Below are 25410 nucleotides of genomic sequence, written 5' to 3'. Positions count from 1 at the left end.
TTGATTCAGGCAGCCGGCTGATCCAGCTCCAGCCCCACACCCAAGCGCCGGCTCATGCACGGCCAGCATTTCCATGCAGCGCCGGTGTCCGGGCTGCTGAGTTTGTCGCGGTAGGCTTCTACCGACTCCAGGGCAAAACTCTCGTCGTTGAGCATTTCATCAATCGCGTGGTGTACCGCTTCGTCCAGTTGGTTGGCAAATTCCTCACCGATCAATTGGTGAGCAATCAGATTGGCGACCGTCATGTCCAGGGGGATCAATGGCTGGCCGAAATGCTTGATGTACAGGTCGTTGACCTCTTCGACAAAACGGTGCGCCAGATAGGCTTCGTCGAGCAGGCTGTCCAGGCCGACATGCCCGGCCATGATGGCCGGCGGCTGGAGGAAATACTGCTCGGCGATTTTCAGCACCGGTTTGATCTGCGATTCGATTCCCGCTTCCCTGGCGACTTCATTGGCTGCATCCAGCAGATCAGGTACTTCATCGATGTAGGCGGCGACAAAACGCGTCAGCACGCCGTTGGCGTCGGCTTCCGGCAACTGGATAGCCGGGTGCAGGTGAGGCAGCTTGCTTTCCAGCTGACGGGTCAGCAGGCCGGTATCCTTTTCGTGTTGTTGGGCTTTTTGGATCTGCTCGCGCAATGCGGCGGTGTTCATGAAAACTCCAGGAAACAAGGCAATGAAATAGGGAAGACATAACTTAGCTGGCTTACGAAAAACGCTAAGACGCATTTGTCATAATTATTTCATCCTTGATGCAGCTGCGTTATATCCATTCGCCACCACTCGCCTGCATCCTTCTCCATTCGTGCCCTTGAACGCAAGCGCAGGCTGTTTCAGATGATTTACGTGCTCGGGTTGCAATTTCCCGACGCTGTCTATACTCGCCAATGAATGGAGTTAGCTGATGACGCCCGACTGCACCCGCAGCAAGGCCCGGCGATTCAAGTTCGTAGTCTGATGCAGCCGCTCCCTTGCCGCAGGCGTTACGCCTGGGGGATAACAAGAACGATAAGGGGAACCCGCAATGATGCGACATCCACATGTCTGGATGGGCCTCCTGTTGTGGTCGATATTCAGCCAGGCCAATGCGGCCTGGACGGTGAATATGGCGCCTGGAGCGACTGAAATCAGTCACGCAGTATTCGACCTGCACATGACCATTTTCTGGATCTGTGTGGTGATCGGGATCATCGTCTTCGGCGCCATGTTCTGGTCGATGATGGTGCACCGCCGCTCCACCGGACAGGTCGCCGCAAAATTCCACGAAAGCACCGGCGTCGAAATCATGTGGACCATTGTGCCGCTGCTGATTCTGGTGGCCATGGCCGTCCCCGCCACCGCAACACTGATCAAGATGTACGACACCAGTGAGCCGGATATCGATATCCAGGTCACCGGTTATCAGTGGAAGTGGCACTACAAATATCTGGGTCAGGACGTCGAGTTCTTCAGCAACCTGGCCACCCCCGCCGAGCAGATCCACAACAAGGAAGCCAAAGGCGAGCACTACTTGCTCGAGGTCGACAAGCCATTGGTGCTGCCGATCGGCGCCAAGGTGCGCTTCCTCGTCACCTCCGCCGACGTTATTCACTCATGGTGGGTGCCGGCGTTCGCGGTCAAGCGCGATGCGATCCCCGGTTTCGTCAACGAAGCCTGGACCCGTATCGACAAGCCCGGCCTGTACCGTGGCCAGTGCGCCGAGTTGTGCGGCAAGGACCATGGCTTCATGCCGATCGTGGTCGAGGTCAAGGAGCAGGCCGACTACGAAAAATGGCTCGCCGAGCGCAAGGCCGAAGCGGCGCAGCTCAAAGAACTGACCAGCAAGGAATGGACCCTCGACGAGCTCAAGGAGCGCGGCGACAAGGTCTACCACACCACTTGCGTGGCTTGTCACCAGGCCGAAGGCCAGGGCCTGCCGCCGATGTTCCCGGCGCTCAAGGGCTCGAAAATCGCCACCGGACCGATCAAGGATCACCTGGGCATTGTCTTCCACGGCAAACCCGGTACCGCCATGGCGGCGTTCGGCAAGCAACTGTCGGAAGTCGATATCGCTGCGGTCGTGACCTATGAACGTAACGCCTGGGGCAACAACAAGGGCGACATGGTCACGCCCAAGGAAGTGCTGGAGCTGAAACAGGCGGAAAGCCAATGAGCCGGTCTATTGCGTACTTCGTCAATCGCTCGGGGCCGCGTGCCCCGGCAAACCCAGTCCACTCGCCTGAAGGAGACCGGCCATGAGCGCTGTCATCGATGACCACGGTCACGCCGACCACGCCCACGGCCCCGCCAAAGGCCTGATGCGCTGGGTGCTGACCACCAACCACAAGGACATCGGCACGCTGTACCTGTGGTTCGCGTTCTGCATGTTCCTGCTCGGCGGCTCGTTCGCCATGGTGATTCGCGCCGAGCTGTTCCAGCCCGGTTTGCAGATCGTTCAGCCGGAATTCTTCAACCAGATGACCACCATGCACGGTCTGGTCATGGTGTTCGGTGCGGTGATGCCGGCGTTCGTCGGCCTCGCCAACTGGATGATTCCGCTGATGGTCGGCGCGCCGGACATGGCCCTGCCACGGATGAACAACTTCAGCTTCTGGCTGCTGCCGGCGGCGTTTTTGCTGCTGGTTTCGACGCTGTTCACCCCGGGCGGCGGGCCGAATTTCGGCTGGACCTTTTATGCGCCGCTGTCGACAACCTATGCGCCGGAAAGCGTGACGTTCTTCATCTTCGCCATTCACCTGATGGGCATCAGCTCGATCATGGGCGCGATCAACGTGGTCGCGACCATTCTCAACTTGCGCGCCCCCGGCATGACCCTGATGAAAATGCCGCTGTTCGTCTGGACCTGGCTGATCACCGCGTTCCTGCTGATCGCAGTGATGCCGGTGCTGGCCGGGTGCGTGACGATGATGCTGATGGACATCCACTTCGGCACCAGTTTCTTCAGCGCTGCCGGCGGTGGTGACCCGGTGCTGTTCCAGCATGTGTTCTGGTTCTTCGGCCACCCCGAGGTGTACATCATGATCCTGCCGGCCTTCGGCGCGGTCAGCCAGATCATCCCGACCTTCGCGCGCAAACCGCTGTTCGGTTACACCTCGATGGTTTACGCGACGGCGAGCATCGCCTTCCTGTCGTTCATCGTCTGGGCGCACCACATGTTTGTGGTCGGCATTCCGCTGGTGGGCGAATTGTTCTTCATGTACGCGACCATGCTGATCGCCGTACCGACGGGGGTGAAGGTGTTCAACTGGGCCAGCACCATGTGGCAGGGCTCGATGACCTTCGAGACGCCGATGCTCTTCGCGGTGGCGTTCGTGATTCTGTTCTCCATCGGCGGTTTCTCCGGGCTGATGCTGGCGATCGCTCCGGCGGACTTCCAGTACCAGGACACCTACTTCGTCGTTGCGCACTTCCACTACGTACTGGTGCCGGGGGCGATCTTCGGCATCTTCGCTTCGGCCTATTACTGGCTGCCGAAATGGACCGGGCACATGTACGACGAAACCCTCGGCAAGCTGCATTTCTGGCTGTCGTTCGTCGGTATGAACCTGACTTTCTTCCCGATGCACTTCGTCGGGCTGGCAGGCATGCCGCGACGGATTCCGGATTACAACCTGCAGTTCGCCGACTTCAACATGGTCTCGTCGATCGGCGCGTTCATGTTCGGCGCCACGCAGATTTTCTTCCTGTTCATCGTCATCAAGACCATTCGTGGCGGCGCACCGGCCCCGGCCAAACCGTGGGATGGCGCCGAAGGCCTGGAGTGGAGCGTGCCGTCGCCGGCGCCGTATCACACCTTTACCACGCCGCCGGAAGTGAAATGAAAACCTTCAGCCTTGTGAAAATCTCTGTGGGAGCTGGCTTGCCAGCTCCCACAGGGTTCTCGGCAGAGGTCAAACACCATGGCTGACTCGATCTCGCTGAAAAAACTGGTCACCCGCCTGCTGCTGGTGGTGGTGGCAATGTTCGTCTTCGGTTTTGCCCTGGTGCCGATCTACGACGTGATGTGCAAGGCCTTCGGCATCAACGGCAAGACCGGCGGGCAGTACGAGGGCGAGCAAGTGGTCGACACTTCGCGCCAGGTGCGCGTGCAGTTTCTCTCGACCAACACCGCCGACATGCCATGGGATTTCTATCCCAAGCATGACGAACTGACCGCCAACCCCGGTGCGGTCAACGAGATGGTGTTCATTGCGCGCAACCCCACCGACAAGCCGATGAGTGCGCAAGCGGTGCCGAGCATCGCGCCGAGCAACGCGGCGGCGTTTTTTCACAAGACCGAATGCTTTTGCTTTACCCAGCAGGTGCTGCAGCCCGGTGAACAAATCGAGATGCCGGTGCGTTTCATCGTTGACCGCGACATGCCCAAGGAAGTGAAGCACCTGACGCTGTCCTACACGCTGTTCGATATCACCGCCCGACATCCACCGGTGGCTGTTAATACCGGCGGCTGAGCGTGGCCGATAAGGAGAACAATAAATGGCAACTCATGAGCACTATTACGTCCCGGCCCAGAGCAAATGGCCGATCATCGCCACGCTCGGGATGTTCGTCACCGTGTACGGCCTGGCTACCTGGTTCAACGATCTGAAGGCAGCGCGCCCGGATTCCCACGGCCCGCTGATCTTTTTCGTCGGCGGGCTGTTGCTGGCGTACATGTTGTTCGGCTGGTTCGGCGCGGTGATCAAGGAAAGCCGCGCGGGTCTCTACAGCCCACAGCTGGATCGCTCGTTCCGCTGGGGCATGAGCTGGTTCATCTTTTCCGAGGTGATGTTCTTTGTCGCCTTTTTCGGCGCGCTTTTTTATATCCGCGTGGTTTCCGCGCCCGGTCTGGCCGGCGAAGGCAGCAAGGGTTTGTCGGAGATGCTCTGGCCGAATTTCGAGTACGTCTGGCCACTGTTGAACAACCCGGACCCGAAGCTTTTTCCGCCGCCCAAGGATGTCATCAGCCCATGGGGCCTGCCGCTGATCAACACCATTCTGCTGGTCAGCTCCAGCGTGACCATCACCATCGCCCACCACGCCTTGAAGAAGGGCCATCGCGGCGCGCTGAAACTGTGGCTGGCGATCACTGTGCTGCTGGGCATTGCGTTCCTTGGCTTCCAGGCCGAGGAATACATCCACGCCTACAAGGAGCTGGGACTTACCCTCGGTTCGGGCATCTACGGTGCGACGTTCTTCATGCTCACCGGGTTCCACGGCGCCCACGTGACCATCGGCACGATCATCCTGTTCGTGATGCTGATGCGGATCATGAAGGGCCATTTCGACAACGAGCACCAGTTCGGCTTCGAAGCCGCAAGCTGGTATTGGCACTTCGTCGACGTGGTGTGGATCGGCTTGTTCTTCTTCGTCTATGTGCTTTGACAGCAGCTGCAAGTTGCTAGCTGCAAGCCTCAAGTCAAAGCGGGATGGCTCTTAACTTGTAGCTTGCCGCTTGAAGCTAGCAGCTACCACGGCACGTGGGATACCAGTTGGCCGCTGTAGAAACCCCAGGCGATCAGGCCGACGGTGACGGCGGCCAAGGCCACCCGAACACTCAAGGCGATGACCAGGCGATTGGAGCTGCTGTCGTCCTTGACCAGGAAAAACAGGCCGCTGAACAGGCTGATCACCGTGGCAATCAGCATCAGGACGATCGCTGCTTTGAGCATGGGAAGAACTCCGGGGGACAGGCGATGCAGTTGAGTATAGCGAGCGCGACGACTGACTTTGTGGCGCGGCCATGAAGCGCTTCCGGCCGGGGGTGATACCGACCGTAGTGGTCGCGTTGTTGCTGCCGCTGATGATCGCGCTGGGCTTTTGGCAACTGGGCCGCGGCGCGGAGAAAACCGCGCTGCTGGCCAGCTATGCCGAGCGCCGTGCGGCCGAACCGATGGCCAGCAGCGAACTCGCAACCAGCGCCGATCCGGCTTATCGCCGCGTGCGTCTGCACGGCCAATTCGATGCCGCGCACAGCTTGTTGCTCGATAACCGCCAGCGTGGCGGCAAGGTTGGCGTCGAGTTGCTGCAACCGTTTCAGGATCAGCGCAGCGGGTTGTGGCTGCTGGTCAATCGCGGCTGGCTGCCGTGGCCGGATCGCCGTGTCGCGCCGCAGTTCTCCACGCCTACTGATGCGCTGACGCTCGACGCCTGGGTCTACGTCGCCCCCGGCGCGACGTTCCAATTGCATGCCGATCCGGTCAGCCGCACCTGGCCGCAAACCGTCACCGCCGTCGAGCCGGGCAAGCTCTGGCAAGCCCTTGAGCGCGACGGTTTCGCCTATGAAGTGCGCGCCGAACCCGGCCCGGCCAGCTATCAGACCGATTGGCCGGTAGTCGCGATGGGCCCGGAAAAACACCTCGGCTATGCCGTGCAGTGGTTCGCCATGGCGACCGCCCTGCTCGGTCTCTACGTTTATTTGGGCTTGCACAACGCAAAGGAGAAGCACCATGGGAACGGCCATGAATCCACCCAGCATGTCTGAAGCCAAACCTGCCGTCAGCCGCCGTCGCGGACGCATCCAGCTGCTGTTGATTGTGCTCGGCGTGGTCGGGCCGATGATCCTCGCCACCGGCATGTACAAATTGCAGTTCTGGGTACCCGAGGGCCGCAGCTATCACGGCGAACTGATCGGCAACGGCCAGACCCGAGCCGACCTCGGCGTGCAGGCGGACGAGGAGCGCTGGCAATTGCTGGTGACCGCGCCAACCGCGTGTGCGGTGGATTGCCAGCAACTGGTGTATCTGGCGCGGCAGATCCAGATCGGTCTCGGTCGCGAAGCCGGGCGCGCCAGCCATGCCCTCGCCGCGGCGCAACCGCTGAGCGCTGACTACGAGGCCAAGCTCACACGCGAGTATCCGCAACTGCAGCGCTATCCGCTGGACGCTGCCGCCTTCAGCAAGACCACCGGCGATAAAGCCACGCCACAACTGTGGATCATCGACCCGCACGGCAATCTGGTGCTGCGCTACGAGCCGAACGTGAAAGGCAAGGATCTGCTCAACGACCTGCGGCATCTGCTGAAACTGTCCAACATCGGATAAGGGCATCGTCATGGCCAAACCTGGATTTCGCCTCGCGCTGTTTGCCACCCTGCTGGCGCTGATTGTCGTGCTGCTTGGCGCCTACACGCGCCTGACTCACGCCGGCCTCGGCTGCCCCGACTGGCCGGGTTGCTACGGGTTTATCAGCGTGCCGAAAAGCGAGGCGCAACTGGCCCATGCCGAACTGCATTACCCGGACTCGCCGGTGGAAGCGCACAAGGGCTGGAACGAGATGATTCACCGTTATTTCGCCGGCACCCTCGGTTTGCTGATTGCCGTTTTGGCCGGCCGCGCCTGGGTCAATCGCCGCCATCCGGGGCTGCCGTTGAAGCTGCCGCTGTTTCTGCTGGCGGTGGTGTTTGCGCAAGCGGCGTTCGGCATGTGGACGGTGACGCTCAAGCTCTGGCCGCAGGTGGTCACCGGGCATTTGCTCGGCGGCTTCGCGACCTTGAGCCTGCTGTTTCTGCTGACGCTGCGCTTGTCCGGCGTACTGCCGGCGCTGACCGTGCCCAGGCGTTTGCAATATTGGGCCACGGCCGGGTTGTTGCTGGTCATCGGGCAGATTGCTCTCGGCGGCTGGGTCAGCTCCAACTACGCCGCGGTGGCGTGCATCGACTTCCCGACCTGCCATGGGCAATGGCTGCCGCCGGCGGATTTCGCCAATGGCTTTCACCTGACCCAGCACATCGGGCCGAACTACCTCGGCGGGCAACTCGACAGTGATGCGCGCACCGCGATTCACCTGACCCATCGCATCGGCGCGCTGCTGGTGACGGTCGTGCTGCTCGGGCTGGCCTGGCAGTTGAAAGTAGTGGGCATGACGCGTCTGGCCGGGCTGGTGCTGGTGGCCCTCGCCGCGCAAATCAGCCTCGGTATCAGCAACGTGCTGTTCCATCTGCCGCTGGCAGTCGCGGTCGCGCACAACATCGGTGGCGCGGCGCTGTTGCTGAGCATGGTGCTGGTCAATTATCACGCACGCACCCGCCTCGTCCGGGTCACCCGACCGGCGCTCGCACGCTGGCACCTCAGCCCGCGTAAACACGCCGTCGCGCCCATTGCACTGAAAGGAGGAACGCCATGGCGAGTCTGATCGGCGAACGTCCGACGCAAGCGCTGTGGCGCGATTATCTGGAGCTGACCAAGCCGAAAGTCGTGGTGCTGATGCTGATCACCTCGCTGGTCGGCATGTTCCTCGCCACCCGCGCGGGCGTGCCGTGGACGGTGCTGGTGTTTGGCAATCTCGGTATCGCGCTGTGCGCGGGCGGCGCGGCGGCGGTCAATCATGTCGTGGACCGGCGCATCGATGCGGTGATGGCGCGTACGCACAAGCGCCCATTGGCAGAGGGCCGGGTTTCGCCTGTGGCAGCGCTGACGTTTGCGCTGGTGCTGGCGCTGCTCGGTCAGGCCTTGTTGCTGGCCTTCACCAACCCGCTGACGGCGTGGCTGACCCTCGCCTCGTTGCTTGGTTACGCGGTGGTTTACACCGGTTTCCTCAAACGCGCGACGCCGCAAAATATCGTCATCGGCGGCCTCGCCGGCGCCGCACCGCCATTGCTCGGCTGGACCGCCGCCACCGGTCACGTCAGCGCCGAACCGCTGCTGCTGGTGTTGATCATCTTCGCCTGGACGCCGCCGCATTTCTGGGCGCTGGCCATCCACCGCAAAGAGGAATACGCCAAGGCCGACATTCCAATGCTGCCGGTGACGCACGGGGAGCACTACACCAAAGTGCACATTCTGCTGTACACCTTCGCGCTGCTGGCGGTGAGTCTGTTGCCGTACGTGATTCACATGAGCGGCGTGCTGTATCTGGTCTGTGCGCTGGCGTTGGGCGCGAGGTTTCTGCAATGGGCCGTGGTGCTGTACCGTGGCACTCGGCCGCACGCGGCGATCAACACCTTCAAGTACTCTATTTGGTACTTGTTCCTGTTGTTCATCGCCCTGCTCGTAGACCACTACTTACTGTTGAACCTATGACCCGAACCCAGAAAACCGTTTTCATCCTCGTCGCCGTGATCGCGCTGATCCTGGGCCTGACCGTCAACAAGGTGCTGAGCGGCAAAGGCCAGGGCGACCCGACCGCGCTGATCGACGCCGGAATCATTCTGCTGCCGCAAAGCCGCACCCTGCCGGATGTGACCATGACCGATCAGGACGGCAAACCGCTGGCCATCAATGAACTGCAGGGCAAATGGAGCCTGTTGTTTTTCGGCTACACCTTCTGCCCGGACATCTGCCCGACCACGCTTGCGCAACTGCGCCAGATCAAGAGCGAATTGCCCAAGGATGCGGTGGACAAGCTGCAGATCGTGCTGGTCAGCGTTGACCCGAACCGCGATACGCCAAAACAGTTGAAGCAGTACCTGGGGTATTTCGATCCGCAGTTCATTGGCCTGACGCCGGCATCGATCGAGGAGCTGCAGAAGGTTGCCAATGCGGTGAGCATTCCGTTTATTCCGGCCGACACCAGCAAGCCCAATTACACGGTGGATCACAGCGGCAACCTGGCGGTGATCGGCCCGGACGGCAAGCAGCGCGGGTTTATCCGGGCGCCGTTGAACAATGCCAAGCTGGTTGCGCAGTTGCCGGTGATGCTCAACGGCAATTAATCGCCCAGGATCAAAAGCCCCTCACCCTAACCCTCTCCCAAAGGGAGAGGGGACTGATTGGGGGATATTCAGGAGTTATGCTGACCTGTAAAGCCCGTGCTGAATCCATAATCGACCCGATCTTCCAGGTCGATGTATGACGCAAGACACCTCGGTCGGCTCCCTCTCCCTGCGGGAGAGGGCGGGGGTGAGGGTTGAATTCAAAACAGTTCCAAAGCGAAACACCAAACACAAAAAAAGAGGACGCTCATGGCGTCCCCTTTTTTATTGCAGCAACCGAAATCAAAACGCCGGCAGCACCGCGCCCTTGTACTTCTCGGTGATGAACTGCTTCACCTCCGGACTGTGCAGCGCAGCCGCCAGTTTCTTCATCGCGTCGCCGTCCTTGTTGTCCGCGCGGGAGACGAGGATGTTCACGTACGGCGAGTCGTTGCCTTCGATCACCAGCGCATCCTTGGACGGATCGAGCTTGGCTTCCAGCGCGTAATTGGTGTTGATCAGCGCGAGATCGACCTGAGTCAGCACACGCGGGATGGTCGCGGCTTCCAGTTCACGGAATTTCAGGTCTTTGGGGTTTTCGGCGATGTCTTTGATGGTCGACAGAATGTTGGTCGGATCCTTCAAAGTGATCACGCCGGCCTTGGCCAGCAACAACAGCGCGCGGCCGCCGTTGGTGGCATCGTTCGGAATCACCACGTTGGCGCCGCCCGGCAGCTCTTCGATTTTCTTGTATTTGCTCGAGTAGGCACCCAGCGGCTCCAGATGCACACCGGTCACGGCAACGAGGCTGGTGCCCTTGGCCTTGTTGAACTCATCGAGGTACGGCTGGTGCTGGAAGAAGTTCGCGTCCAGACGCTTTTCCGCCACCTGCACGTTTGGCTGAATGTAGTCAGTGAATACCTTGACCTTCAGATCCACGCCTTCCTTGGCCAGCGCCGGTTTGACGAACTCGAGGATTTCCGCGTGCGGCACCGGGGTGGCGGCAACGGTCAGGGTTTCGGCTTGCGCCGAGAATGCTGCAACGGCAGCAAAAGCAGCGATCAGTTTTTTCATTCAGCGAACTCCTTGTGATGGCGCTCGCCAGCGAATGGCCCGCGCCTCTCTTGATTAAAAACCGCTTATTTGCGCGAGAAATGCACGACCAGTCGATCGCCGACCATCTGCAACACCTGCACCAGAATCAGCAACAGCACCACAGTGACGATCATCACGTCGGTCTGGAAACGCTGGTAACCAAAACGGATCGCCAGGTCACCCAGCCCACCGGCGCCGACCACACCGGCCATCGCCGTGTAGGACACCAGTGTAATCGCTGTCACCGTAATCGCCGCGAAGATGCCTGGACGTGCTTCCGGCAGCAGGGCATTGATGATGATCTGCCGCGTGGTCGCGCCCATCGACTGGGTCGCTTCGATGATGCCGCGATCAACCTCACGCAGCGCGGTTTCCACCAGCCGCGCGAAGAACGGCGTGGCACCGACCACCAGTGGCGGAATCGCACCGGCCACGCCCAACGACGTGCCAGTGATCAGCACGGTGAACGGGATCATCACGATCAGCAGAATAATGAACGGCAGCGAACGCAGGATGTTCACCATAACCGACAGGATCGCGTAGAGGACTCGGTTCTCCAGCAACTGACGCGGGCTGCAGAGAAACAGCAGCACGCCCAGTGGCAGACCGAGCAGAACCGTAAACAACAGCGAGCCGCCGAGCATCAGCAAAGTGTCGTTGGTGGCGAGGCCGATTTCGAGCCAGTCGATGTTCTGGAAGAACAGCTTGATGGCTTCTATCGCGGCGTCGTATTGCTTGATTGCAGCGTCAAACATTTCCATTAGCGCAATACCTCCATGTGAACGTCAGCGGCGGTGAAGCGGGCAAAGGCCGCTTCCATGTCGCCACCGGTGACGGCGAGGGTCAATTGCCCGTACGGAATGTCTTTGATGCGGTCGATGCGGCCGGCGAGGATGCTGTAGTCAACGCCGGTTTCCCGGGCGACAGTACCGAGCAACGGCGCGTAGGTCGCTTCGCCCTGAAAGGTCAGACGCACGATCCGGCCCGGCACGTGGGCGAAATCGTCGCGCTGCTCGCTTTCGTCGATCTGCTCGCTTTCCTGAACGAAACGCTTGGTCGTCGGGTGCTGCGGATGCAGGAACACATCGGCCACCGAACCTTGCTCGACGATGACCCCGGCGTCCATCACCGCCACCTGATCGCAGACGCGACGGATCACGTCCATCTCGTGGGTGATCAGGACGATGGTCAGCTTCAGTTCGCGGTTGATCTCGGCCAGCAGTTGCAAAACCGAGGCGGTGGTCTGCGGGTCGAGGGCGCTGGTGGCCTCGTCGCACAGCAGAATCTTCGGCTTGGTCGCCAGGGCGCGGGCGATGCCGACGCGCTGTTTCTGGCCGCCGGACAATTGTGCCGGGTATTTCTTCGCGTGATCGGACAGACCAACCCGCGCGAGCAATTCGGCGACGCGTTTGTCGATGTCGCTGCCCGACAGTTCGCCGGCCAGGGTCAGCGGCAACGCGACGTTATCCGCGACCGTCTTCGACGCCAGCAGGTTGAAGTGCTGGAAGATCATTCCGACTTGCTGGCGGAAACGGCGCAGGCCGTTGGCGTCCAGCGCGGTGACTTCTTCGCCGTCGACAATGATCTTGCCGCCGCTGGAATCTTCCAGGCGATTGATCAGACGCAGCAGGGTACTTTTTCCCGCACCGGAATGGCCAATCAGGCCGAACACCTGACCGTTCTCGATGGTGAGACTGGTTGGGTGCAGCGCGGGGATGTCCTTACCGGCGACGCGGTAAGTCTTGTGCACGTTTTGAAACTCGATCACGTAGCGAACCTTGTGGGGCGCGTTGGAAAAGGATCAGCGGTTAGCCGGGCGCGCATTTTAGCCTGTCCGTATAGAGGTTCTTAGCATTTATTTCGCAATTAACCTTCGATTTGGCAATAACACGATCAAAGGTCAGATAAACGGAACGGCTGAAACGCTCGCCAGTCACTAAGTAAGCGACTTGAAACCCTGGGTGCCGTGCCCGGGAATCACTCAAGGGTCTGCGGAAGGCATCCGGGGCCAAACGAGGAGTTTACGTCTGATGAGCATCAAAAAGCCTGCACCCGCTAAAAGCGAACTGGCCGGGACCGATACCCCGGATCGCGCCAACACCAACGCCAAGCTCGAGAGCCTGGAAGAATTCCGTTCCGACGCCACCGGTCAGGCCCTGCGCACCAATCAGGGCGTGAAGATCGCCGATAACCAGAACACTCTAAAAGCCGGGCCACGCGGGCCGTCGCTGCTGGAAGACTTCATCATGCGTGAGAAAATCACGCACTTCGACCATGAGCGCATTCCAGAACGCATTGTTCACGCCCGTGGCACCGGGGCCCATGGCTTCTTCCAGAGCTACGAGAACCACGCGGCACTGACCAAAGCTGGTTTCCTGCAGGATCCGGGGAAGAAAACCCCCGTGTTCGTGCGCTTTTCCACGGTACAGGGCCCGCGCGGTTCCGGCGATACCGTGCGTGACGTACGAGGGTTTGCGGTGAAGTTTTTCACCGACGAAGGCAACTTCGACCTGGTCGGCAACAACATGCCGGTGTTCTTCATTCAGGACGCGATCAAGTTTCCCGACTTCGTCCACGCGGTGAAACCCGAACCGCACAATGAAATTCCTACCGGCGGCTCGGCTCACGACACCTTCTGGGACTTCGTCTCGCTGGTGCCGGAATCGGCGCACATGGTGATCTGGGCGATGTCCGATCGCGCCATCCCGAAAAGCCTGCGCAGCATGCAGGGCTTCGGCGTGCACACCTTCCGCCTGATCAACGCCGAGGGCAAATCGCGCTTCGTCAAATTCCACTGGCGCCCGACTGCCGGCACCTGCTCGCTGGTGTGGGACGAGGCGCAGAAGCTGGCTGGTAAAGACACCGACTACCACCGTCGGGACCTGTGGGAGTCGATCGAAATGGGCGACTACCCGGAATGGGAGCTCGGCGTGCAGATCGTGGAGGAGGAAAACGAACACGCCTTCGATTTCGACATTCTCGACCCGACCAAGATCATCCCCGAAGAAATCGTACCGATCACGCCGCTGGGCAAAATGACCCTAAACCGCAACCCGGACAACTTCTTCGCCGAAGTGGAACAGGTCGCGTTTTGCCCGGGCCATATCGTGCCAGGCATCGACTTCTCTAACGACCCGCTGCTGCAAGGCCGGCTGTTTTCCTACACCGATACGCAGATCAGCCGACTCGGCGGGCCGAATTTTCATGAGTTGCCGATCAACCGCCCGGTCGCGCCGTTCCACAACGGCCAGCGTGACGCGCAGCATCGCACCACCATCGACAAAGGCCGCGCCTCCTATGAGCCGAACTCGATCGATGGCGGCTGGCCGAAAGAAACCCCGCCGGCCGCGCAGGACGGTGGTTTCGAGAGCTATCCAGAGCGCATCGACGCCGCCAAGATCCGTCAGCGCAGCGAATCGTTCGGTGACCACTTCTCCCAGGCGCGGCTGTTCTTCAACAGCATGAGCGACCACGAGAAGGAGCACATCATCGCGGCCTACAGCTTCGAGCTGGGCAAGGTCGAGCGCGAGTTCATCCGCGCACGGGAAGTGAACGAAATTCTCGCCAATATCGACCTGACGCTAGCGAAGCGCGTCGCGGAAAACCTCGGTTTGCCAGCGCCAACCCAAGGCACCGTCGAGGTTCGCAAGACCTCACTGGAACGCTCGCCAGCGCTGAGCCAGGCCAACCTGCTGCCGGGTGATATCAAGACGCGCAAAGTGGCGATCCTTGCGGCCAATGGCGTAGACGCCGCAGCCATCGACGCGATGAAAAAAGCGCTGAAAGCCGAAGGCGCGCACGCCAAAGTGCTCGGCCCGACTTCGGCGCCGGTAAAAACCGCGGACGGCAAGGCATTGCCGGTGGATGCGTCGATGGAAGGCATGCCATCAATCGCCTTCGACGCGGTGTTCGTGCCGGGTGGCGCGGCGTCGATCAAGGCACTGAGCGCTGACGGCGTGGCGTTGCATTACCTGCTTGAGGCCTACAAACACCTGAAGGCGATTGCGCTGCACGGCGACGCCAAGCAGTTGCAGGATTTGCTCAAACTGGAGGCGGATGCCGGGTTGTTGCAGGGCGCGGATGTGGCTGCGTTGACCAAGCCGTTCTTCGCTGCGATTGGCGAGCATCGGGTTTGGGCGCGGGAGCCTAAGGCCAAGGCGATTCCAGCCTAAAAATCTTCGCTGACAGTAACAACGCCATCGCGGGCAAGCCCGCTCCCACAGGGTCATATTGTCCTTGTGGGAGCGGGCTTGCCCGCGATGCTTTTTATGGCTTGCGCGGGCTTAAAACCATCTGCGCCGGCACCGTGCGCACAATCTGCTTCTCGATCTGCAGATCAAGATCCGGATTGAGCTTTTTAACCCGCTTGCTCAGCAACGTCGCGAGCCACGGATAATCCGCCGTGCGCGGCGCCTGGATGCTGACGGCACATTCGTAATTCACGACATCGGCGGCGATCGCGTCGAGTTGCCGCTGAAGCTTGTGGATATCATGGATGTTCAGCGCAACCGTGGTGCTTTCGGCGGTCGGGTCGATCACCCTGGCTTTCGGCCGGGCTTCGGCGGCGAGTAATGCAGCCTCGGCCTTTTCCAGCTCGGCCTTGCGCGCTTCGGTGATGGCGCCGTTGACGCCACCGGTCAGCGCTGGCGCCTTGGGCATCAGCACACGGGCGCGGCTTAACGCGGTGGCTGCGGCGTTGACATCGCCCTTCTGCAGCACGATCTGACTGCGGCGCAGGTACGCCTCGGCCAGTTGCCGCTGGTATTGCTCAAGGGACTGATCGTTGGGGGCTGCGGCCTGCAAAGCGGCCAACTGGTCTTCGGCGGTGGCCAGTTCGCTGCTGGCCAGGCTTTGCTCCAGCTGTGCGATGGCCGTAGCCCGCGCGTCGGGGACTTCAGCCACCGGCGGCGTACTTTGGCAGGCGCCCAGCAGCACGGAAAATGCGACAAGGAGCAGATAACGGGAGGCGAACGGCTTCATTCCTGCGACTCTCTAATTGCGCAAAAAGCGAGCAAGTCTACACCCCTCGACGGGGCAGAACAAAACTCAGCAGAAACAGTGCGGCGGCCGTCACAACGATTGACGGCCCCGCCGGGGTGTCCTTGAACCACGACAGCGCCAGCCCGCCACACACCGCGAGCATGCCCAGCAGGCTCGCGCCCAGCGCCATCTGCTCAGGCGAGCGGGCGTGACGCTGTGCCGCAGCCGCCGGGATGATCAGCAGCGAAGTAATCAGCAACACCCCGACGATTTTCATCGCCACTGCGATCACTACCGCGATCAACAGCATGAGTGCCATGCGCAGGCCGGCCACCGGCAGTCCTTCGACCCGCGCCAGCTCTTCGTGCACGGTAACCGCCAGCAAGGGCCGCCACAGCGTCACCAGCAACACCAGCACCGCCGCCGTGCCGCCGAGAATCCACGCCAGATCGGTCGGGCTGATCGCCAGCAGGTCGCCGAACAGATAGGCCATCAGGTCGATCCGCACTTCATGCATGAAGCTTAGTACCACCAGGCCGAGAGAGAGGGTGCTCGGCGCAAGAATTCCCAACAACGTGTCGGAGGCCAGCGGCTGGCGCTGCTGCAAGGTCACCAGCAACACCGCCAGCAGCAGGCAACCGACCGTCACCGCCACCGTCGGGCTGACATCCAGCAAAAAGCCCAGGGCCACGCCGAGCAACGCGGCGTGGGACAGGGTGTCGCCGAAATAAGCCATGCGCCGCCACACCACGAACGAACCCAACGGCCCTGCCACCAACGCCAATGCCAGACCTGCAAGCAGGGCATACAACAAAAAATCAGCCATGCTTGCAGTGGTCTCCGTGAACATGGGGTTGCCCGGCAACCGGGCCTTTGACCACCGAACCGTGCAGGTCGTGGGCGTGGTCGTGATGGTGGTGATAGATCGCCAGGCTCGGCGCGTTCTTGCCGAACAGTTCAACGAACGCCGGGTCGCCGCTGACCTGCTCGGGATGCCCGGAGCAGCAGACGTGACGATTGAGGCAAACCACCTGATCGGTGGTGCTCATGACCAGATGCAGATCGTGGGAAACCATCAACACACCGCAGCCATGGCGGTCGCGCAGGCGGGTGATCAGGCTGTACAGCTCGGCCTGCCCGGCGACGTCGACGCCTTGCACCGGTTCGTCGAGCACCAGCAGTTCCGGCTCACGCAGTAATGCCCGAGCGAGCAATACGCGCTGCATTTCACCGCCGGAAACGCTTTGCACCGGGCTGTCGATCACATGCTCGGCGCCGACTTCCTTCAATGCGGCCAACGCTCGCGGACGATCAACCCCCGGCACCAGACGCAGAAAGCGCAACACCGAGAGCGGCAGGGTTGGATCGACATGCAGTTTCTGCGGCATGTAGCCAACGCGCAGTTTCGGCTTGCGCCAGACGCTGCCGCTGTCCGGTTTGAGCAAGCCGAGCACGGCGCGCACCAGCGTGGTCTTGCCGGCGCCGTTGGGCCCGATCAGGGTGACGATCTGCCCCGGCTCGACGCTCAATTCGATATTGTCCAGCACGGTCTGCCCGGCAAATGTGACGGCGATCTGTTCCAGACGGATCAGCGCGTTGCTCATCAAGCCCCCTGACAACCGGAGCACAGGCCGACCACTTCGACGGTCTGCGCTTCAACGATGAAGCCAACATCTCTGGCGCTGTTGATGATCGCGTCGCTGATCACTTTTTGTTCAAGCTCGATGGCGGCGTGGCACACCCGGCAGATCAGGAACTGGCCCTGATGCGCGTGCTCCGGGTGGACGCAGCCGACGAAGGCGTTGAGCGAGGAGATGCGGTGCACCAGACCGTTTTCCAAGAGGAAATCCAGCGCCCGATAAACGGTCGGCGGCGCTGCGCGACGGCCGTCCTGCTCGCTGAGCACGGCAAGAATGTCGTACGCGCCCAGCGGCTTGTGGCTCTGCCAGACCAGCTCCAGCACCCGGCGGCGCAGGGCAGTCAGGCGCAGGCCTTTCTGGGCGCACAGGGTATCGGCCTCGGACAGCGCGCTGTGCACGCAATGTGAGTGGTCGTGGGGACGGCTGGCGATCGGTGTAATAGGCATGGGCGGCGACGAGTTTTGATAGAGACGTTATTATGTTACCCGTTCTCGCCTCCTTGAGTGGTCATCGTGTCCCGAATTTTTTCTGTTTTTGTGGCTTTTATCGCCAGTTTCCTGCTGATCGGTTCGGCTCAGGCCGAGGTCAAAGTGCTCACCAGCATCAAGCCGTTGCAGCTGATTGCCGCAGCCGTGCAGGACGGCGTAGCGGTTCCCGAAGTACTGCTGCCGCCGGGCGCCTCGCCGCATAACTATGCGCTGCGCCCATCCGACGTACGGAAGGTGCAATCGGTCGATCTGCTGTACTGGATCGGCCCGGACATGGAAGGTTTCCTGCCCCGCGTACTCAATGGCCGCAAGCTGCCAAGCGTCGCGGTGCAGGATCTGCCTGGGCTGAAACTGCGGCATTTCGCCGAAGACAACCATTCCCACGCCGAAGAAACCGACGACCATGATCACGACCATCGCCCCGGCTCGCTGGATGCCCACTTGTGGCTGTCGCCGGTGAATGCACGGATGATCGCCGACAAAATGGCCGCCGACCTGAGCGCTGCCGACCCGGCCAATGCCGAGCGTTATCAGCGCAATGCCAAGGCATTCGATGAGCGTCTGGATGCCTTGGATCAACGCTTGAAGAAGCGTCTGGCCAATGTCGAAGGCAAGCCGTACTTCGTGTTCCACGAGGCGTTTGATTATTTCGAAGACACCTATGGCCTGAAGCACGCCGGGGTGTTCGCGGTAGCGGCTGAAGTGCAGCCAGGCGCCCAGCATGTCGCGGCGATGCGCACGCGTTTGCAGGAAGTCGGCAAGACCTGTGTGTTCAGCGAACCCCCGCTGCGTCCGCGTCTGGCGGAGACGTTGGTCGCCGGCCTGCCGGTGAAGCTGGCGGAGCTGGATGCGCTGGGGGGTTACACGCCGGCGACGGCTCAGGGTTATGAGCAGATGCTGGAGAAGTTGGGGAATGATCTGGCCGGGTGCCTGGAATCGTTGTGATAACCCAGCCCCTTTGAGAGCGAGCCTGCTCGCGAAAGCGCTGTTTCAGTCAACCGGGATGTTGAATGTGCCGCCTTCGCGAGCAGGCTCGCTCCCACAGGAATCATCGAAACCCTGCTCGCGAAGCTTTTAAAGGGCGAAGGGTAACGGTGTGTTGACCTGCTGCCGCTGCGCCAACCGCTGCTCGAATTCCTGCGGATCGTGAATCAACACATCCTGCCCGGCAAACTGCTCGGCGGCGATCAAGCGTGACAGCCAGAACCGCACACACGCGACGCGCAGCATCGTCGGCCACAACTCGGCCTCCGCCGCGGTGAACGGACGCAGCGCCGCATAGGCGCCGAGGAATGCGCGGGCGCGCGGCCCGTCGAGCACGCCGTCTTCGCTCGAACACCAGTCATTCAAGGCAATCGCCACGTCATAGAGCATCGGCCCCGAACAGGCGTTGTAGAAGTCGATCAGCCCGGTCAGGTGAGTGCCTTCGAACATGGCGTTATCGCGAAACAGATCGGCGTGAATGTTCGCCCGAGGCAACGCCAGAATCCGCTCCTTCTGCACGGTGATTTCATCCAGAGCCTTTTGCAGCAAGGCTTGCGGTTCACCGCTCAGGTGCGACAGGAACTCGCCACCCTCCTCCAGCATCCAGTCCAGACCACGATCGGTCTTGCGCTTGATCATGCGCTCGCCCTGAGTCGCCAGGTGCAGATGTGCCTGCAATTCGCCGACCTGCGCGCAATGCTGGGCATTGGCGACCTTGATGTGCTTGCCGGCCAGACGCGGTTGCAACAGCGCCGGTTTGCCTTTCAACTCGCGCAAGGCCACGCCATCCGTGGTGCGCAGCGCATAGGGCACCGGCAGATCGGCTTGGTGCAGCACATCGAGCAGGTCGATGAAAAACGGCATCTCCTGCACCGGCCCGCGCTCGACCAGGGTCAGGACAAATTCGCCCTGCTCCAGGCTGATGAAAAAATTGGTGTTTTCGCTGCCGGCGGCGATCCCCTGGAAATCGAGCAGACGGCCGAGCCCGTAAGGGGCGAGAAAGGTTTCCAGCTCGGGCCGAGCCAGGGGCGTGAACACAGACATGGTTAAAAACTGCTCAGTTCAGGCGTCGCGAGGCGACGCCGATTAAAAGTCGGGAATCTTACTTCCAGGTAAAGATTTCCCACGACGGAATCAGCATATCCGGCTGGTCAGACCGGATGTAATTGGCGTCCGAACCATCGGCGCGCACCAGGAAATACGGTTTGCCTTTCTTGGGTGTGACCTTGATCGCATAGACGAAGCCATTCCGGCTGTATTCCTGAATGGTCTTGTCGCCGTCCGTACGGATGGTGACCTCAGGGTCTCCCCCCGGCGCATCATCCGCCGCCATCGCGGCCAACGGTGAGACAGCAATCAGACCGACCAGCAGCAAGCGATTTAACGTACGCATGATAACCTTGTCCCTTTGTCGTCAACGGTCCCGCTATTCTAGCCCCGGACCCGCCGAAAAGGTTGATCCTGCTCATGAGCCAAGCCCCCCTCGTCCTGGTGGACGGTTCTTCTTACCTGTACCGCGCTTTCCACGCGCTGCCACCACTGACCACGTCCAAAGGCCTGCCGACCGGTGCGGTCAAGGGCGTGTTGAACATGCTCAAGAGTCTGCGCAAGCAGTACCCGGACAGCCCGTTCGCCGTGGTGTTCGACGCCAAGGGCGGGACATTTCGCGATGAGATGTACGCCGAATACAAAGCCAACCGCCCAAGCATGCCCGACGACATGCGCGTGCAGATCGAGCCGCTGCACCAGAGCGTGATCGCCCTCGGTTTCCCGCTGCTGTGCGTGGACGGCGTCGAGGCCGACGACGTCATCGGCACCCTCGCCCGCAGCAGCGCGGCGGCGGATCGCCCGGTGATCATCTCGACCGGCGACAAGGACATGGCGCAGTTGGTCGACGGCCACATTACCTTGGTCAACACCATGTCCGGTAGCTCGATGGATGTGGAGGGCGTGAAGGAGAAATTCGGCGTCGCACCAGAGCAGATCATCGATTATCTGGCACTGATGGGCGATTCGTCCGACAACATTCCGGGCGTTCCCGGCATCGGCCCGAAAACCGCGTCCGGCCTGTTGGTTGGGGTCAATGGCGGCCTCACTGAGCTGTACGCCAACCTCGACATCGTCCCGAGCCTGCCGATTCGCGGCGCCAAGACCCTGCCGGCCAAGCTCGAAGAGCACAAGGAGATGGCATTCCTCTCCTACCAACTGGCGACCATCAAGATCGACGTGCCGCTGGATATCGGCCTCGACGATCTGCAGATGGGCCCGGAAGACCCAGCCAAGCTGTACGAGCTGTATACCCTGCTGGAATTCAAGAGCTGGCTCAACGATCTCGATCGCGACGCCAAGCGCCTGGAACTGAGCGCGGCGGCCGAACCGGCGCCCGCGCATGATCTGTTCAGCGCGCCACTCGCCGAGCCAGCCGCTGCGCCTGCTGAGGCCGCGTACGAAACCATCCTCGATCAGGCACGCTTTGACGTCTGGCTGGAAAAACTGCGCAACGCCAAGCTGTTCGCCTTCGACACCGAAACCACCGGCATCGACGCGCAGCAGGCGCAACTGGTCGGCCTGTCGTTTGCCGTACAGGCCAACGAAGCCGCCTATATCCCGCTGACCCACTCCTACATCGGCGTGCCGGAGCAACTGGATCGCGACAGCGTGTTGCGCGCGCTGAAACCGATTCTTGAAGATCCAGACAAGCTGAAAGTCGGCCAGCACGCCAAGTTCGACATGAACATCCTCGCCAACTGCGCCATCGGTGGTGATCAGAACGAAGGCATCAGTGTGCGCGGGATTGCCTACGACACCATGCTCGAGTCCTACGTGCTCAACTCCACCGCGACCCGTCACGACATGGACAGCCTCGCGCTGAAATATCTGGACCACACCACTGTGAGCTTTCAGGACATTGCCGGCAAAGGCGCCAAGCAGCTGACATTCGACCAGATCGCGCTGGAACAGGCCGGGCCGTACGCAGCCGAAGACGCCGACATCACCCTGCGCCTGCATCAGGCGTTGGTGGAAAAACTCAATGCGATTCCGAGTCTCGCCAGCGTACTGACCGATATCGAAATGCCGCTGGTCCCGGTGCTGGCGCGCATCGAGCGTCAGGGCGCCTTCGTCGACGCCGAACTGCTGGGTATCCAGAGCATCGAGCTGGGCAACAAGATGGTCGCGCTGGAGCGCGAAGCGTTCGAAATCGCCGGTGAAGAATTCAATCTCGGTTCGCCGAAACAGCTGGGCGTGATCCTCTACGAAAAGCTCGGCCTGCCGGTGCTGAAGAAGACTGCCAAAGGCCAGCCGTCCACCGCCGAAGAAGTGCTGGCGAAACTCGCCGAGGACGATCACCGCTTGCCAAAGGTGCTGATGGAGCACCGTTCGATGAGCAAGCTGAAAAGCACCTACACCGATCGCCTGCCGGAGCAGATCAACCCGCGTACCGGGCGCATCCACACCTCGTACCATCAAGCCGTGGCATCGACCGGTCGCCTGTCTTCCAGCGATCCGAACCTGCAGAACATCCCCGTGCGCACCGCTGAAGGCCGACGCATCCGCCAGGCCTTTGTGGCGCCGAAAGGCTACAAACTGCTGGCGGCGGACTATTCGCAGATCGAACTGCGGATCATGGCGCACCTGTCGCGCGACGAGGGCCTGATGAACGCCTTCCGCAACAACCTGGACGTGCACACCGCCACCGCTGCCGAAGTGTTCAAGGTCGAGCTGCAGGAGGTGAGTTCCGACCAGCGTCGCAGCGCCAAGGCGATCAACTTTGGTCTGATCTACGGCATGGGCGCGCAAAAACTGGGCAAGGACATCGGCGTCGACACGAAGACCGCCAAGGCCTACATCGACACGTATTTCGCCCGTTATCCGGGGGTTCGCGAGTACATGGAGCGCACCCGCGCGCAGGCGGCGGATCAGGGTTACGTCGAGACTTTCTTCGGCCGTCGCCTGTACCTTCCGGAGATCAACTCCAACAAGCCGCAGGAACGCGCCGCCGCCGAGCGCACGGCGATCAACGCGCCGATGCAAGGCACCGCCGCCGACATCATCAAGAAAGCCATGGTCGCGGTGGACAACTGGCTGACGACGTCCGGGCTCGATGCCCGGGTCATCCTGCAGGTGCACGACGAACTGGTGCTGGAGGTGCGTGAGGATCTGGTCGAGCAGGTCAGCGCCGAGATTCGTCAGCACATGAGCGAAGCGGCGACACTGGATGTGCCGTTGCTGGTTGAAGTCGGTGTGGGCAATAACTGGGATGAGGCGCACTGAGGCGCGTGTCTTGCCGCGACAGAGGTCGCGGCAAACCCGTTGAAAACGGGCTTAGACCTGAACGCGCTGGAAGCTATTCCAAACTTTTCGAAAAAAATCTGAACTAATCTGGCGACTGAACACTCAGAGGTACTGAATGGCTGGTGAAGCCCTTCGATGCTCCTATGTTGTGTTAAGTGTTGGCAGATATCTGAACCCCGCCCTAGCGGTTCGGAACTTGAACCCCGGAATTCGACCTCCCCACTGAATCCCGGGGCTTTTTTTTGCCAAAAATCGGCTGTAGCGCGGCCATGCTGCGTTAAAAGCATCGCTAAAAATGCTCATTTAGGTCCCCTAAACTCCGCTTTTTAGCGCTACTTTTGCCTTGCCTGACCACACTACAACCAATTTTTTCCCATTCTGAATTTACTCGGCAGCGGCCTCGGGGTTTTTGTCTGCCAGTTCCATCCAGTCGGCCAGGACGGTGTAGGCCTCTTCCAGGCCCATGCGTTTGGGTGCGGAGAACAGCTGGATGGTGATCGAGTCGCCCCAGCCTTTGCGGATTTCCGACTGTACTTTCAGCAGCGTGTTTTTTGCCGCGCCGTAGGTGAGCTTGTCGGCTTTGGTCAGCAGGATGTGCATCGGCATGCCGGCCGCGACGGCCCAGTCGAGCATCAGCAGGTCGAAATCAGTCATTGGATGGCGGATGTCCATCATCAGAATCAGACCTTTCAAACTCTCCCGGCCACCGAGGTAAGCCTCAAGGTGACGCTGCCAGTGTTGCTTGAGCGGGATCGGTACTTTTGCGTAACCGTAGCCCGGCAGGTCGACCAGACGCCGATCATCGTCTAGCTTGAAGAAATTCAATAGCTGTGTGCGACCCGGCGTTTTCGAGGTCCGCGCCAGGCTGGCGTGCGTCAAAGTGTTCAGTGCGCTGGATTTACCGGCATTGGAACGACCGGCAAACGCCACTTCGAAGCCTTCGTCGTCAGGGCATTGATCGACTTTGGCGGCACTGAGCATGAACGTGGACTGTTGGCACAGGCCGAGGATGGGATTCTTGAGTTGCATGGGATTTCCGATGTGGGCGGCGCCGGGATTGGGCGCGGAACGCGGTGTCGCTTCCGTTTCAGTGACGCCAGTATATAATGCCGCAGATTTTGTGTGTGCTTTGTCCCAGCGAAGGATGAAGTTCACGAGAGCGACAAACCTTGATTGCGCATTAGAACGCAGATCGCTCTCAACCCTGAAAAGGTCGTTTTATGACGAAATGGCTGCTGGCTGCCGGAGTCTTGATGCCGCTTTGCGGCGCACAGGCTACACAGGATCCGGAAGCAGTGTACAACCGTGTTTGTGGTGCCTGTCATTCCGGCCAACTACCCATGGCGCCCGCAAGAGGCGATCAGGAAGCTTGGACGCCGAGGTTGGCGAAAGGTATGGGGACGCTGGTGCAACACGTGACCCAGGGTTTCAAGGCGATGCCGCCGCGTGGTTTGTGCATGGACTGCAGTGCCGAGGATTACCAGGCCATCATCCTGTGGATGAGCGAGAGTAAACCCGGTCCATAACTTAACCCTTAGCCGTAGTTGGATTAGCTGATGAACAAACTGATCGTGAGTCTGCTGTTGACCGTGGGAATTTCAGGCTTCGCCCATGCTGCCGGCGATGCCGCAGCAGGCCAGGCAAAAGCGGCCGTATGCGGAGCCTGCCATGGCCCGGACGGCAACAGCATGGCACCCAACTTTCCGAAACTGGCCGGGCAAGGCGAACGCTACCTGACCAAGCAACTGAAAGAAATCAAGGACGGCAAGCGGGTCGTGCTGGAAATGACCGGCTTGCTGACCAACCTCAATGATCAGGACCTGGCTGACCTCGCCGCCTACTTCGCCAGCCAGAAAGGCAGCGTCGGCGCCGCCGATCCGAAACTCGTCGCACGCGGTGAAGCGCTGTTCCGTGGCGGCAACCTGGACAAAGGCTTGCCTGCCTGCACCGGCTGCCACTCGCCGAACGGTTCTGGCAACGCCGCCGCCGGCTTCCCGCATCTGGGCGGCCAGCACGCGCAATACATTGCCAAACAGCTGACCGACTTCCGCAAGGAAGAAGGCGGTCGGGCCAATGACGGTGACGCGATGACCATGCGCACCATCGCCCGCAAGCTGAGCGACGAAGACATTGCGGCCGTCTCCAGCTACATTCAGGGCCTGCACTGAGGCGTGGTTTCGGGCGCTGAGCGAGACGGACATCTCCGGCAACGTTAACGCTCGATTAATCCATCGCAGCAAGTATAAAAAGGGTGGCTTTGGCCGCCCTTTTTTGTGGCCGCTGCCGTTACACTACAGCACTCATGCCCGCCAGGACTT

At 60.8% G+C, this 25410-nt stretch carries 26 protein-coding genes; 14 read left to right on the top strand and 12 right to left on the bottom strand.

The genetic code is table 11. The features are described 5' to 3' along the window. Nucleotides 1–5 precede the first annotated feature (5 nt). Entirely contained in the window at nucleotides 6–656 is a 651-nt protein-coding gene (locus tag BLU52_RS25460; RefSeq protein WP_090287986.1) for a hypothetical protein, read from the bottom strand. A gap of 370 nt (nucleotides 657–1026) precedes the next feature. On the opposite strand from BLU52_RS25460, the gene coxB reads away from it, so the two are divergent. The 4 genes from coxB to BLU52_RS25440 all read left to right on the top strand — a co-directional run bounded on the left by coxB (nucleotide 1027) and on the right by BLU52_RS25440 (nucleotide 5366). Next, nucleotides 1027–2154: a cytochrome c oxidase subunit II gene (gene coxB / locus BLU52_RS25455; protein ID WP_090287983.1), complete on the top strand. Its 1128-nt coding sequence runs from the start codon at nucleotides 1027–1029 to the stop codon at nucleotides 2152–2154. 82 nt (nucleotides 2155–2236) lie between these two features. Then, nucleotides 2237–3823, top strand: a complete 1587-nt coding sequence (gene ctaD / locus BLU52_RS25450; RefSeq protein WP_016772327.1) for a cytochrome c oxidase subunit I — start codon at nucleotides 2237–2239, stop codon at nucleotides 3821–3823. A 78-nt stretch (nucleotides 3824–3901) separates the two neighbouring features. After that, the gene (locus tag BLU52_RS25445; protein WP_039757111.1) at nucleotides 3902–4453 is read left to right on the top strand and encodes a cytochrome c oxidase assembly protein; all 552 of its coding nucleotides are present in this window, start codon (nucleotides 3902–3904) and stop codon (nucleotides 4451–4453) included. A 25-nt stretch (nucleotides 4454–4478) separates the two neighbouring features. Further along, nucleotides 4479–5366, top strand: a complete 888-nt coding sequence (locus tag BLU52_RS25440) for a cytochrome c oxidase subunit 3 (RefSeq protein WP_090287980.1) — start codon at nucleotides 4479–4481, stop codon at nucleotides 5364–5366. 83 nt (nucleotides 5367–5449) lie between these two features. On the opposite strand, the gene BLU52_RS25435 is transcribed toward BLU52_RS25440, so the two are convergent. Beyond that, entirely contained in the window at nucleotides 5450–5653 is a 204-nt protein-coding gene (locus tag BLU52_RS25435) for a twin transmembrane helix small protein (RefSeq protein ID WP_090287978.1), read from the bottom strand. Between the two features lie 71 nt (nucleotides 5654–5724). Here BLU52_RS25435 and BLU52_RS25430 point away from each other — a divergent pair, with 71 nt between their 5' ends. The 5 genes from BLU52_RS25430 to BLU52_RS25410 are packed head-to-tail and all read left to right on the top strand — an operon-like array spanning nucleotide 5725 to nucleotide 9633. After that, nucleotides 5725–6465, top strand: coding sequence for an SURF1 family protein (locus BLU52_RS25430; RefSeq protein WP_090287976.1), 741 nt, complete (start codon nucleotides 5725–5727; stop codon nucleotides 6463–6465). Continuing rightward, on the top strand, nucleotides 6431–7024 hold the full coding sequence (locus tag BLU52_RS25425) for a hypothetical protein (protein WP_090287974.1): 594 nt from the start codon (nucleotides 6431–6433) through the stop codon (nucleotides 7022–7024). Before BLU52_RS25430 ends, BLU52_RS25425 begins: the two co-directional genes overlap by 35 nt. 10 nt (nucleotides 7025–7034) lie before the next feature. Continuing rightward, a complete protein-coding gene (locus BLU52_RS25420; protein ID WP_090287972.1) occupies nucleotides 7035–8114 on the top strand; it encodes a COX15/CtaA family protein in 1080 nt (359 codons plus the stop codon). Beyond that, nucleotides 8102–9001 carry a heme o synthase gene (gene cyoE / locus BLU52_RS25415; protein WP_090287970.1) on the top strand — a complete coding sequence of 300 codons (900 nt, stop codon included), beginning with the start codon at nucleotides 8102–8104 and terminating at the stop codon, nucleotides 8999–9001. Before BLU52_RS25420 ends, cyoE begins: the two co-directional genes overlap by 13 nt. Next, nucleotides 8998–9633 carry an SCO family protein gene (locus BLU52_RS25410; RefSeq protein WP_090287968.1) on the top strand — a complete coding sequence of 212 codons (636 nt, stop codon included), beginning with the start codon at nucleotides 8998–9000 and terminating at the stop codon, nucleotides 9631–9633. The genes cyoE and BLU52_RS25410 overlap by 4 nt, the downstream gene beginning before the upstream one ends. 282 nt (nucleotides 9634–9915) lie before the next feature. Here the strand turns inward: BLU52_RS25410 and BLU52_RS25405 are convergent, their stop codons facing one another. The 3 genes from BLU52_RS25405 to BLU52_RS25395 all read right to left on the bottom strand — a co-directional run bounded on the left by BLU52_RS25405 (nucleotide 9916) and on the right by BLU52_RS25395 (nucleotide 12475). After that, nucleotides 9916–10686: a MetQ/NlpA family ABC transporter substrate-binding protein gene (locus tag BLU52_RS25405; RefSeq protein WP_090287966.1), complete on the bottom strand. Its 771-nt coding sequence runs from the start codon at nucleotides 10684–10686 to the stop codon at nucleotides 9916–9918. A gap of 65 nt (nucleotides 10687–10751) precedes the next feature. Further along, nucleotides 10752–11462, bottom strand: coding sequence for a methionine ABC transporter permease (locus BLU52_RS25400; protein ID WP_197677996.1), 711 nt, complete (start codon nucleotides 11460–11462; stop codon nucleotides 10752–10754). 5 nt (nucleotides 11463–11467) lie between these two features. Next, nucleotides 11468–12475 carry a methionine ABC transporter ATP-binding protein gene (locus BLU52_RS25395; protein WP_090287964.1) on the bottom strand — a complete coding sequence of 336 codons (1008 nt, stop codon included), beginning with the start codon at nucleotides 12473–12475 and terminating at the stop codon, nucleotides 11468–11470. 262 nt (nucleotides 12476–12737) lie between these two features. Between BLU52_RS25395 and katE the strand changes: the two genes are divergently transcribed. After that, nucleotides 12738–14879, top strand: coding sequence for a catalase HPII (katE, locus tag BLU52_RS25390; RefSeq protein ID WP_090287962.1), 2142 nt, complete (start codon nucleotides 12738–12740; stop codon nucleotides 14877–14879). 94 nt (nucleotides 14880–14973) lie between these two features. Here katE and BLU52_RS25385 read toward each other — a convergent pair whose 3' ends face one another. Genes BLU52_RS25385 through BLU52_RS25370 form a run of 4 tightly spaced genes read right to left on the bottom strand, consistent with a single transcriptional unit; the run spans nucleotide 14974 to nucleotide 17773 of the window. After that, nucleotides 14974–15687, bottom strand: coding sequence for a PA5502 family lipoprotein (locus BLU52_RS25385; protein ID WP_090287960.1), 714 nt, complete (start codon nucleotides 15685–15687; stop codon nucleotides 14974–14976). Between the two features lie 37 nt (nucleotides 15688–15724). After that, complete coding sequence (gene znuB / locus BLU52_RS25380; RefSeq protein ID WP_090287957.1) at nucleotides 15725–16513, bottom strand: zinc ABC transporter permease subunit ZnuB; 789 nt, start codon at nucleotides 16511–16513, stop codon at nucleotides 15725–15727. Further along, nucleotides 16506–17291 (bottom strand): zinc ABC transporter ATP-binding protein ZnuC, encoded by a 786-nt coding sequence (gene znuC / locus BLU52_RS25375; RefSeq protein WP_090287956.1) that lies wholly within the window; start codon nucleotides 17289–17291, stop codon nucleotides 16506–16508. The genes znuB and znuC overlap by 8 nt, the downstream gene beginning before the upstream one ends. Next, a complete protein-coding gene (locus BLU52_RS25370) occupies nucleotides 17291–17773 on the bottom strand; it encodes a Fur family transcriptional regulator (RefSeq protein ID WP_090287953.1) in 483 nt (160 codons plus the stop codon). Before BLU52_RS25370 ends, znuC begins: the two co-directional genes overlap by 1 nt. A gap of 66 nt (nucleotides 17774–17839) precedes the next feature. On the opposite strand from BLU52_RS25370, the gene znuA reads away from it, so the two are divergent. Beyond that, on the top strand, nucleotides 17840–18760 hold the full coding sequence (znuA, locus tag BLU52_RS25365) for a zinc ABC transporter substrate-binding protein ZnuA (protein WP_090288691.1): 921 nt from the start codon (nucleotides 17840–17842) through the stop codon (nucleotides 18758–18760). 129 nt (nucleotides 18761–18889) lie between these two features. On the opposite strand, the gene BLU52_RS25360 is transcribed toward znuA, so the two are convergent. Together BLU52_RS25360 and BLU52_RS25355 are read right to left on the bottom strand one after the other, a co-directional pair. Further along, nucleotides 18890–19843: a homoserine kinase gene (locus BLU52_RS25360; protein WP_090287951.1), complete on the bottom strand. Its 954-nt coding sequence runs from the start codon at nucleotides 19841–19843 to the stop codon at nucleotides 18890–18892. Nucleotides 19844–19901: 58 nt separating this feature from the next. Beyond that, nucleotides 19902–20192 (bottom strand): DUF2782 domain-containing protein, encoded by a 291-nt coding sequence (locus BLU52_RS25355; protein ID WP_090287949.1) that lies wholly within the window; start codon nucleotides 20190–20192, stop codon nucleotides 19902–19904. 74 nt (nucleotides 20193–20266) lie between these two features. Here BLU52_RS25355 and polA point away from each other — a divergent pair, with 74 nt between their 5' ends. Beyond that, nucleotides 20267–23071 carry a DNA polymerase I gene (gene polA / locus BLU52_RS25350; protein ID WP_090287947.1) on the top strand — a complete coding sequence of 935 codons (2805 nt, stop codon included), beginning with the start codon at nucleotides 20267–20269 and terminating at the stop codon, nucleotides 23069–23071. Nucleotides 23072–23476: 405 nt separating this feature from the next. Here polA and yihA read toward each other — a convergent pair whose 3' ends face one another. Then, a complete protein-coding gene (gene yihA / locus BLU52_RS25345) occupies nucleotides 23477–24121 on the bottom strand; it encodes a ribosome biogenesis GTP-binding protein YihA/YsxC (protein ID WP_090287945.1) in 645 nt (214 codons plus the stop codon). Between the two features lie 191 nt (nucleotides 24122–24312). Between yihA and BLU52_RS25340 the strand changes: the two genes are divergently transcribed. Further along, nucleotides 24313–24618: a c-type cytochrome gene (locus tag BLU52_RS25340; protein ID WP_090287943.1), complete on the top strand. Its 306-nt coding sequence runs from the start codon at nucleotides 24313–24315 to the stop codon at nucleotides 24616–24618. 30 nt (nucleotides 24619–24648) lie between these two features. After that, nucleotides 24649–25260 (top strand): c-type cytochrome, encoded by a 612-nt coding sequence (locus BLU52_RS25335; RefSeq protein WP_090287941.1) that lies wholly within the window; start codon nucleotides 24649–24651, stop codon nucleotides 25258–25260. Nucleotides 25261–25410 lie beyond the last annotated feature (150 nt).

It is taken from the genome of Pseudomonas granadensis (genome assembly GCF_900105485.1).
In the GTDB taxonomy this organism is placed as follows: domain Bacteria; phylum Pseudomonadota; class Gammaproteobacteria; order Pseudomonadales; family Pseudomonadaceae; genus Aquipseudomonas; species Aquipseudomonas granadensis.
This window is presented reverse-complemented; position numbering and strand designations above follow the sequence as displayed.

Bases quoted from the DNA above. Each gene is read 5' to 3' on its own strand.
- BLU52_RS25385 (WP_090287960.1), bottom strand. From the start codon at position 15,687: ATGAAGCCGTTCGCCTCCCGTTATCTGCTCCTTGTCGCATTTTCCGTG.
- BLU52_RS25370 (WP_090287953.1), bottom strand. From the start codon at position 17,773: ATGCCTATTACACCGATCGCCAGCCGTCCCCACGACCACTCACATTGC.
- katE (WP_090287962.1), top strand. From the start codon at position 12,738: ATGAGCATCAAAAAGCCTGCACCCGCTAAAAGCGAACTGGCCGGGACC.
- BLU52_RS25460 (WP_090287986.1), bottom strand. From the start codon at position 656: ATGAACACCGCCGCATTGCGCGAGCAGATCCAAAAAGCCCAACAACAC.
- BLU52_RS25405 (WP_090287966.1), bottom strand. From the start codon at position 10,686: ATGAAAAAACTGATCGCTGCTTTTGCTGCCGTTGCAGCATTCTCGGCG.
- BLU52_RS25410 (WP_090287968.1), top strand. From the start codon at position 8,998: ATGACCCGAACCCAGAAAACCGTTTTCATCCTCGTCGCCGTGATCGCG.
- BLU52_RS25335 (WP_090287941.1), top strand. From the start codon at position 24,649: ATGAACAAACTGATCGTGAGTCTGCTGTTGACCGTGGGAATTTCAGGC.
- BLU52_RS25445 (WP_039757111.1), top strand. From the start codon at position 3,902: ATGGCTGACTCGATCTCGCTGAAAAAACTGGTCACCCGCCTGCTGCTG.
- BLU52_RS25400 (WP_197677996.1), bottom strand. From the start codon at position 11,462: ATGTTTGACGCTGCAATCAAGCAATACGACGCCGCGATAGAAGCCATC.
- ctaD (WP_016772327.1), top strand. From the start codon at position 2,237: ATGAGCGCTGTCATCGATGACCACGGTCACGCCGACCACGCCCACGGC.
- BLU52_RS25425 (WP_090287974.1), top strand. From the start codon at position 6,431: ATGGGAACGGCCATGAATCCACCCAGCATGTCTGAAGCCAAACCTGCC.
- znuB (WP_090287957.1), bottom strand. From the start codon at position 16,513: ATGGCTGATTTTTTGTTGTATGCCCTGCTTGCAGGTCTGGCATTGGCG.
- BLU52_RS25360 (WP_090287951.1), bottom strand. From the start codon at position 19,843: ATGTCTGTGTTCACGCCCCTGGCTCGGCCCGAGCTGGAAACCTTTCTC.
- polA (WP_090287947.1), top strand. From the start codon at position 20,267: ATGAGCCAAGCCCCCCTCGTCCTGGTGGACGGTTCTTCTTACCTGTAC.
- znuC (WP_090287956.1), bottom strand. From the start codon at position 17,291: ATGAGCAACGCGCTGATCCGTCTGGAACAGATCGCCGTCACATTTGCC.
- BLU52_RS25420 (WP_090287972.1), top strand. From the start codon at position 7,035: ATGGCCAAACCTGGATTTCGCCTCGCGCTGTTTGCCACCCTGCTGGCG.
- coxB (WP_090287983.1), top strand. From the start codon at position 1,027: ATGATGCGACATCCACATGTCTGGATGGGCCTCCTGTTGTGGTCGATA.
- BLU52_RS25435 (WP_090287978.1), bottom strand. From the start codon at position 5,653: ATGCTCAAAGCAGCGATCGTCCTGATGCTGATTGCCACGGTGATCAGC.
- BLU52_RS25440 (WP_090287980.1), top strand. From the start codon at position 4,479: ATGGCAACTCATGAGCACTATTACGTCCCGGCCCAGAGCAAATGGCCG.
- BLU52_RS25340 (WP_090287943.1), top strand. From the start codon at position 24,313: ATGACGAAATGGCTGCTGGCTGCCGGAGTCTTGATGCCGCTTTGCGGC.
- BLU52_RS25355 (WP_090287949.1), bottom strand. From the start codon at position 20,192: ATGCGTACGTTAAATCGCTTGCTGCTGGTCGGTCTGATTGCTGTCTCA.
- yihA (WP_090287945.1), bottom strand. From the start codon at position 24,121: ATGCAACTCAAGAATCCCATCCTCGGCCTGTGCCAACAGTCCACGTTC.
- BLU52_RS25430 (WP_090287976.1), top strand. From the start codon at position 5,725: ATGAAGCGCTTCCGGCCGGGGGTGATACCGACCGTAGTGGTCGCGTTG.
- cyoE (WP_090287970.1), top strand. From the start codon at position 8,102: ATGGCGAGTCTGATCGGCGAACGTCCGACGCAAGCGCTGTGGCGCGAT.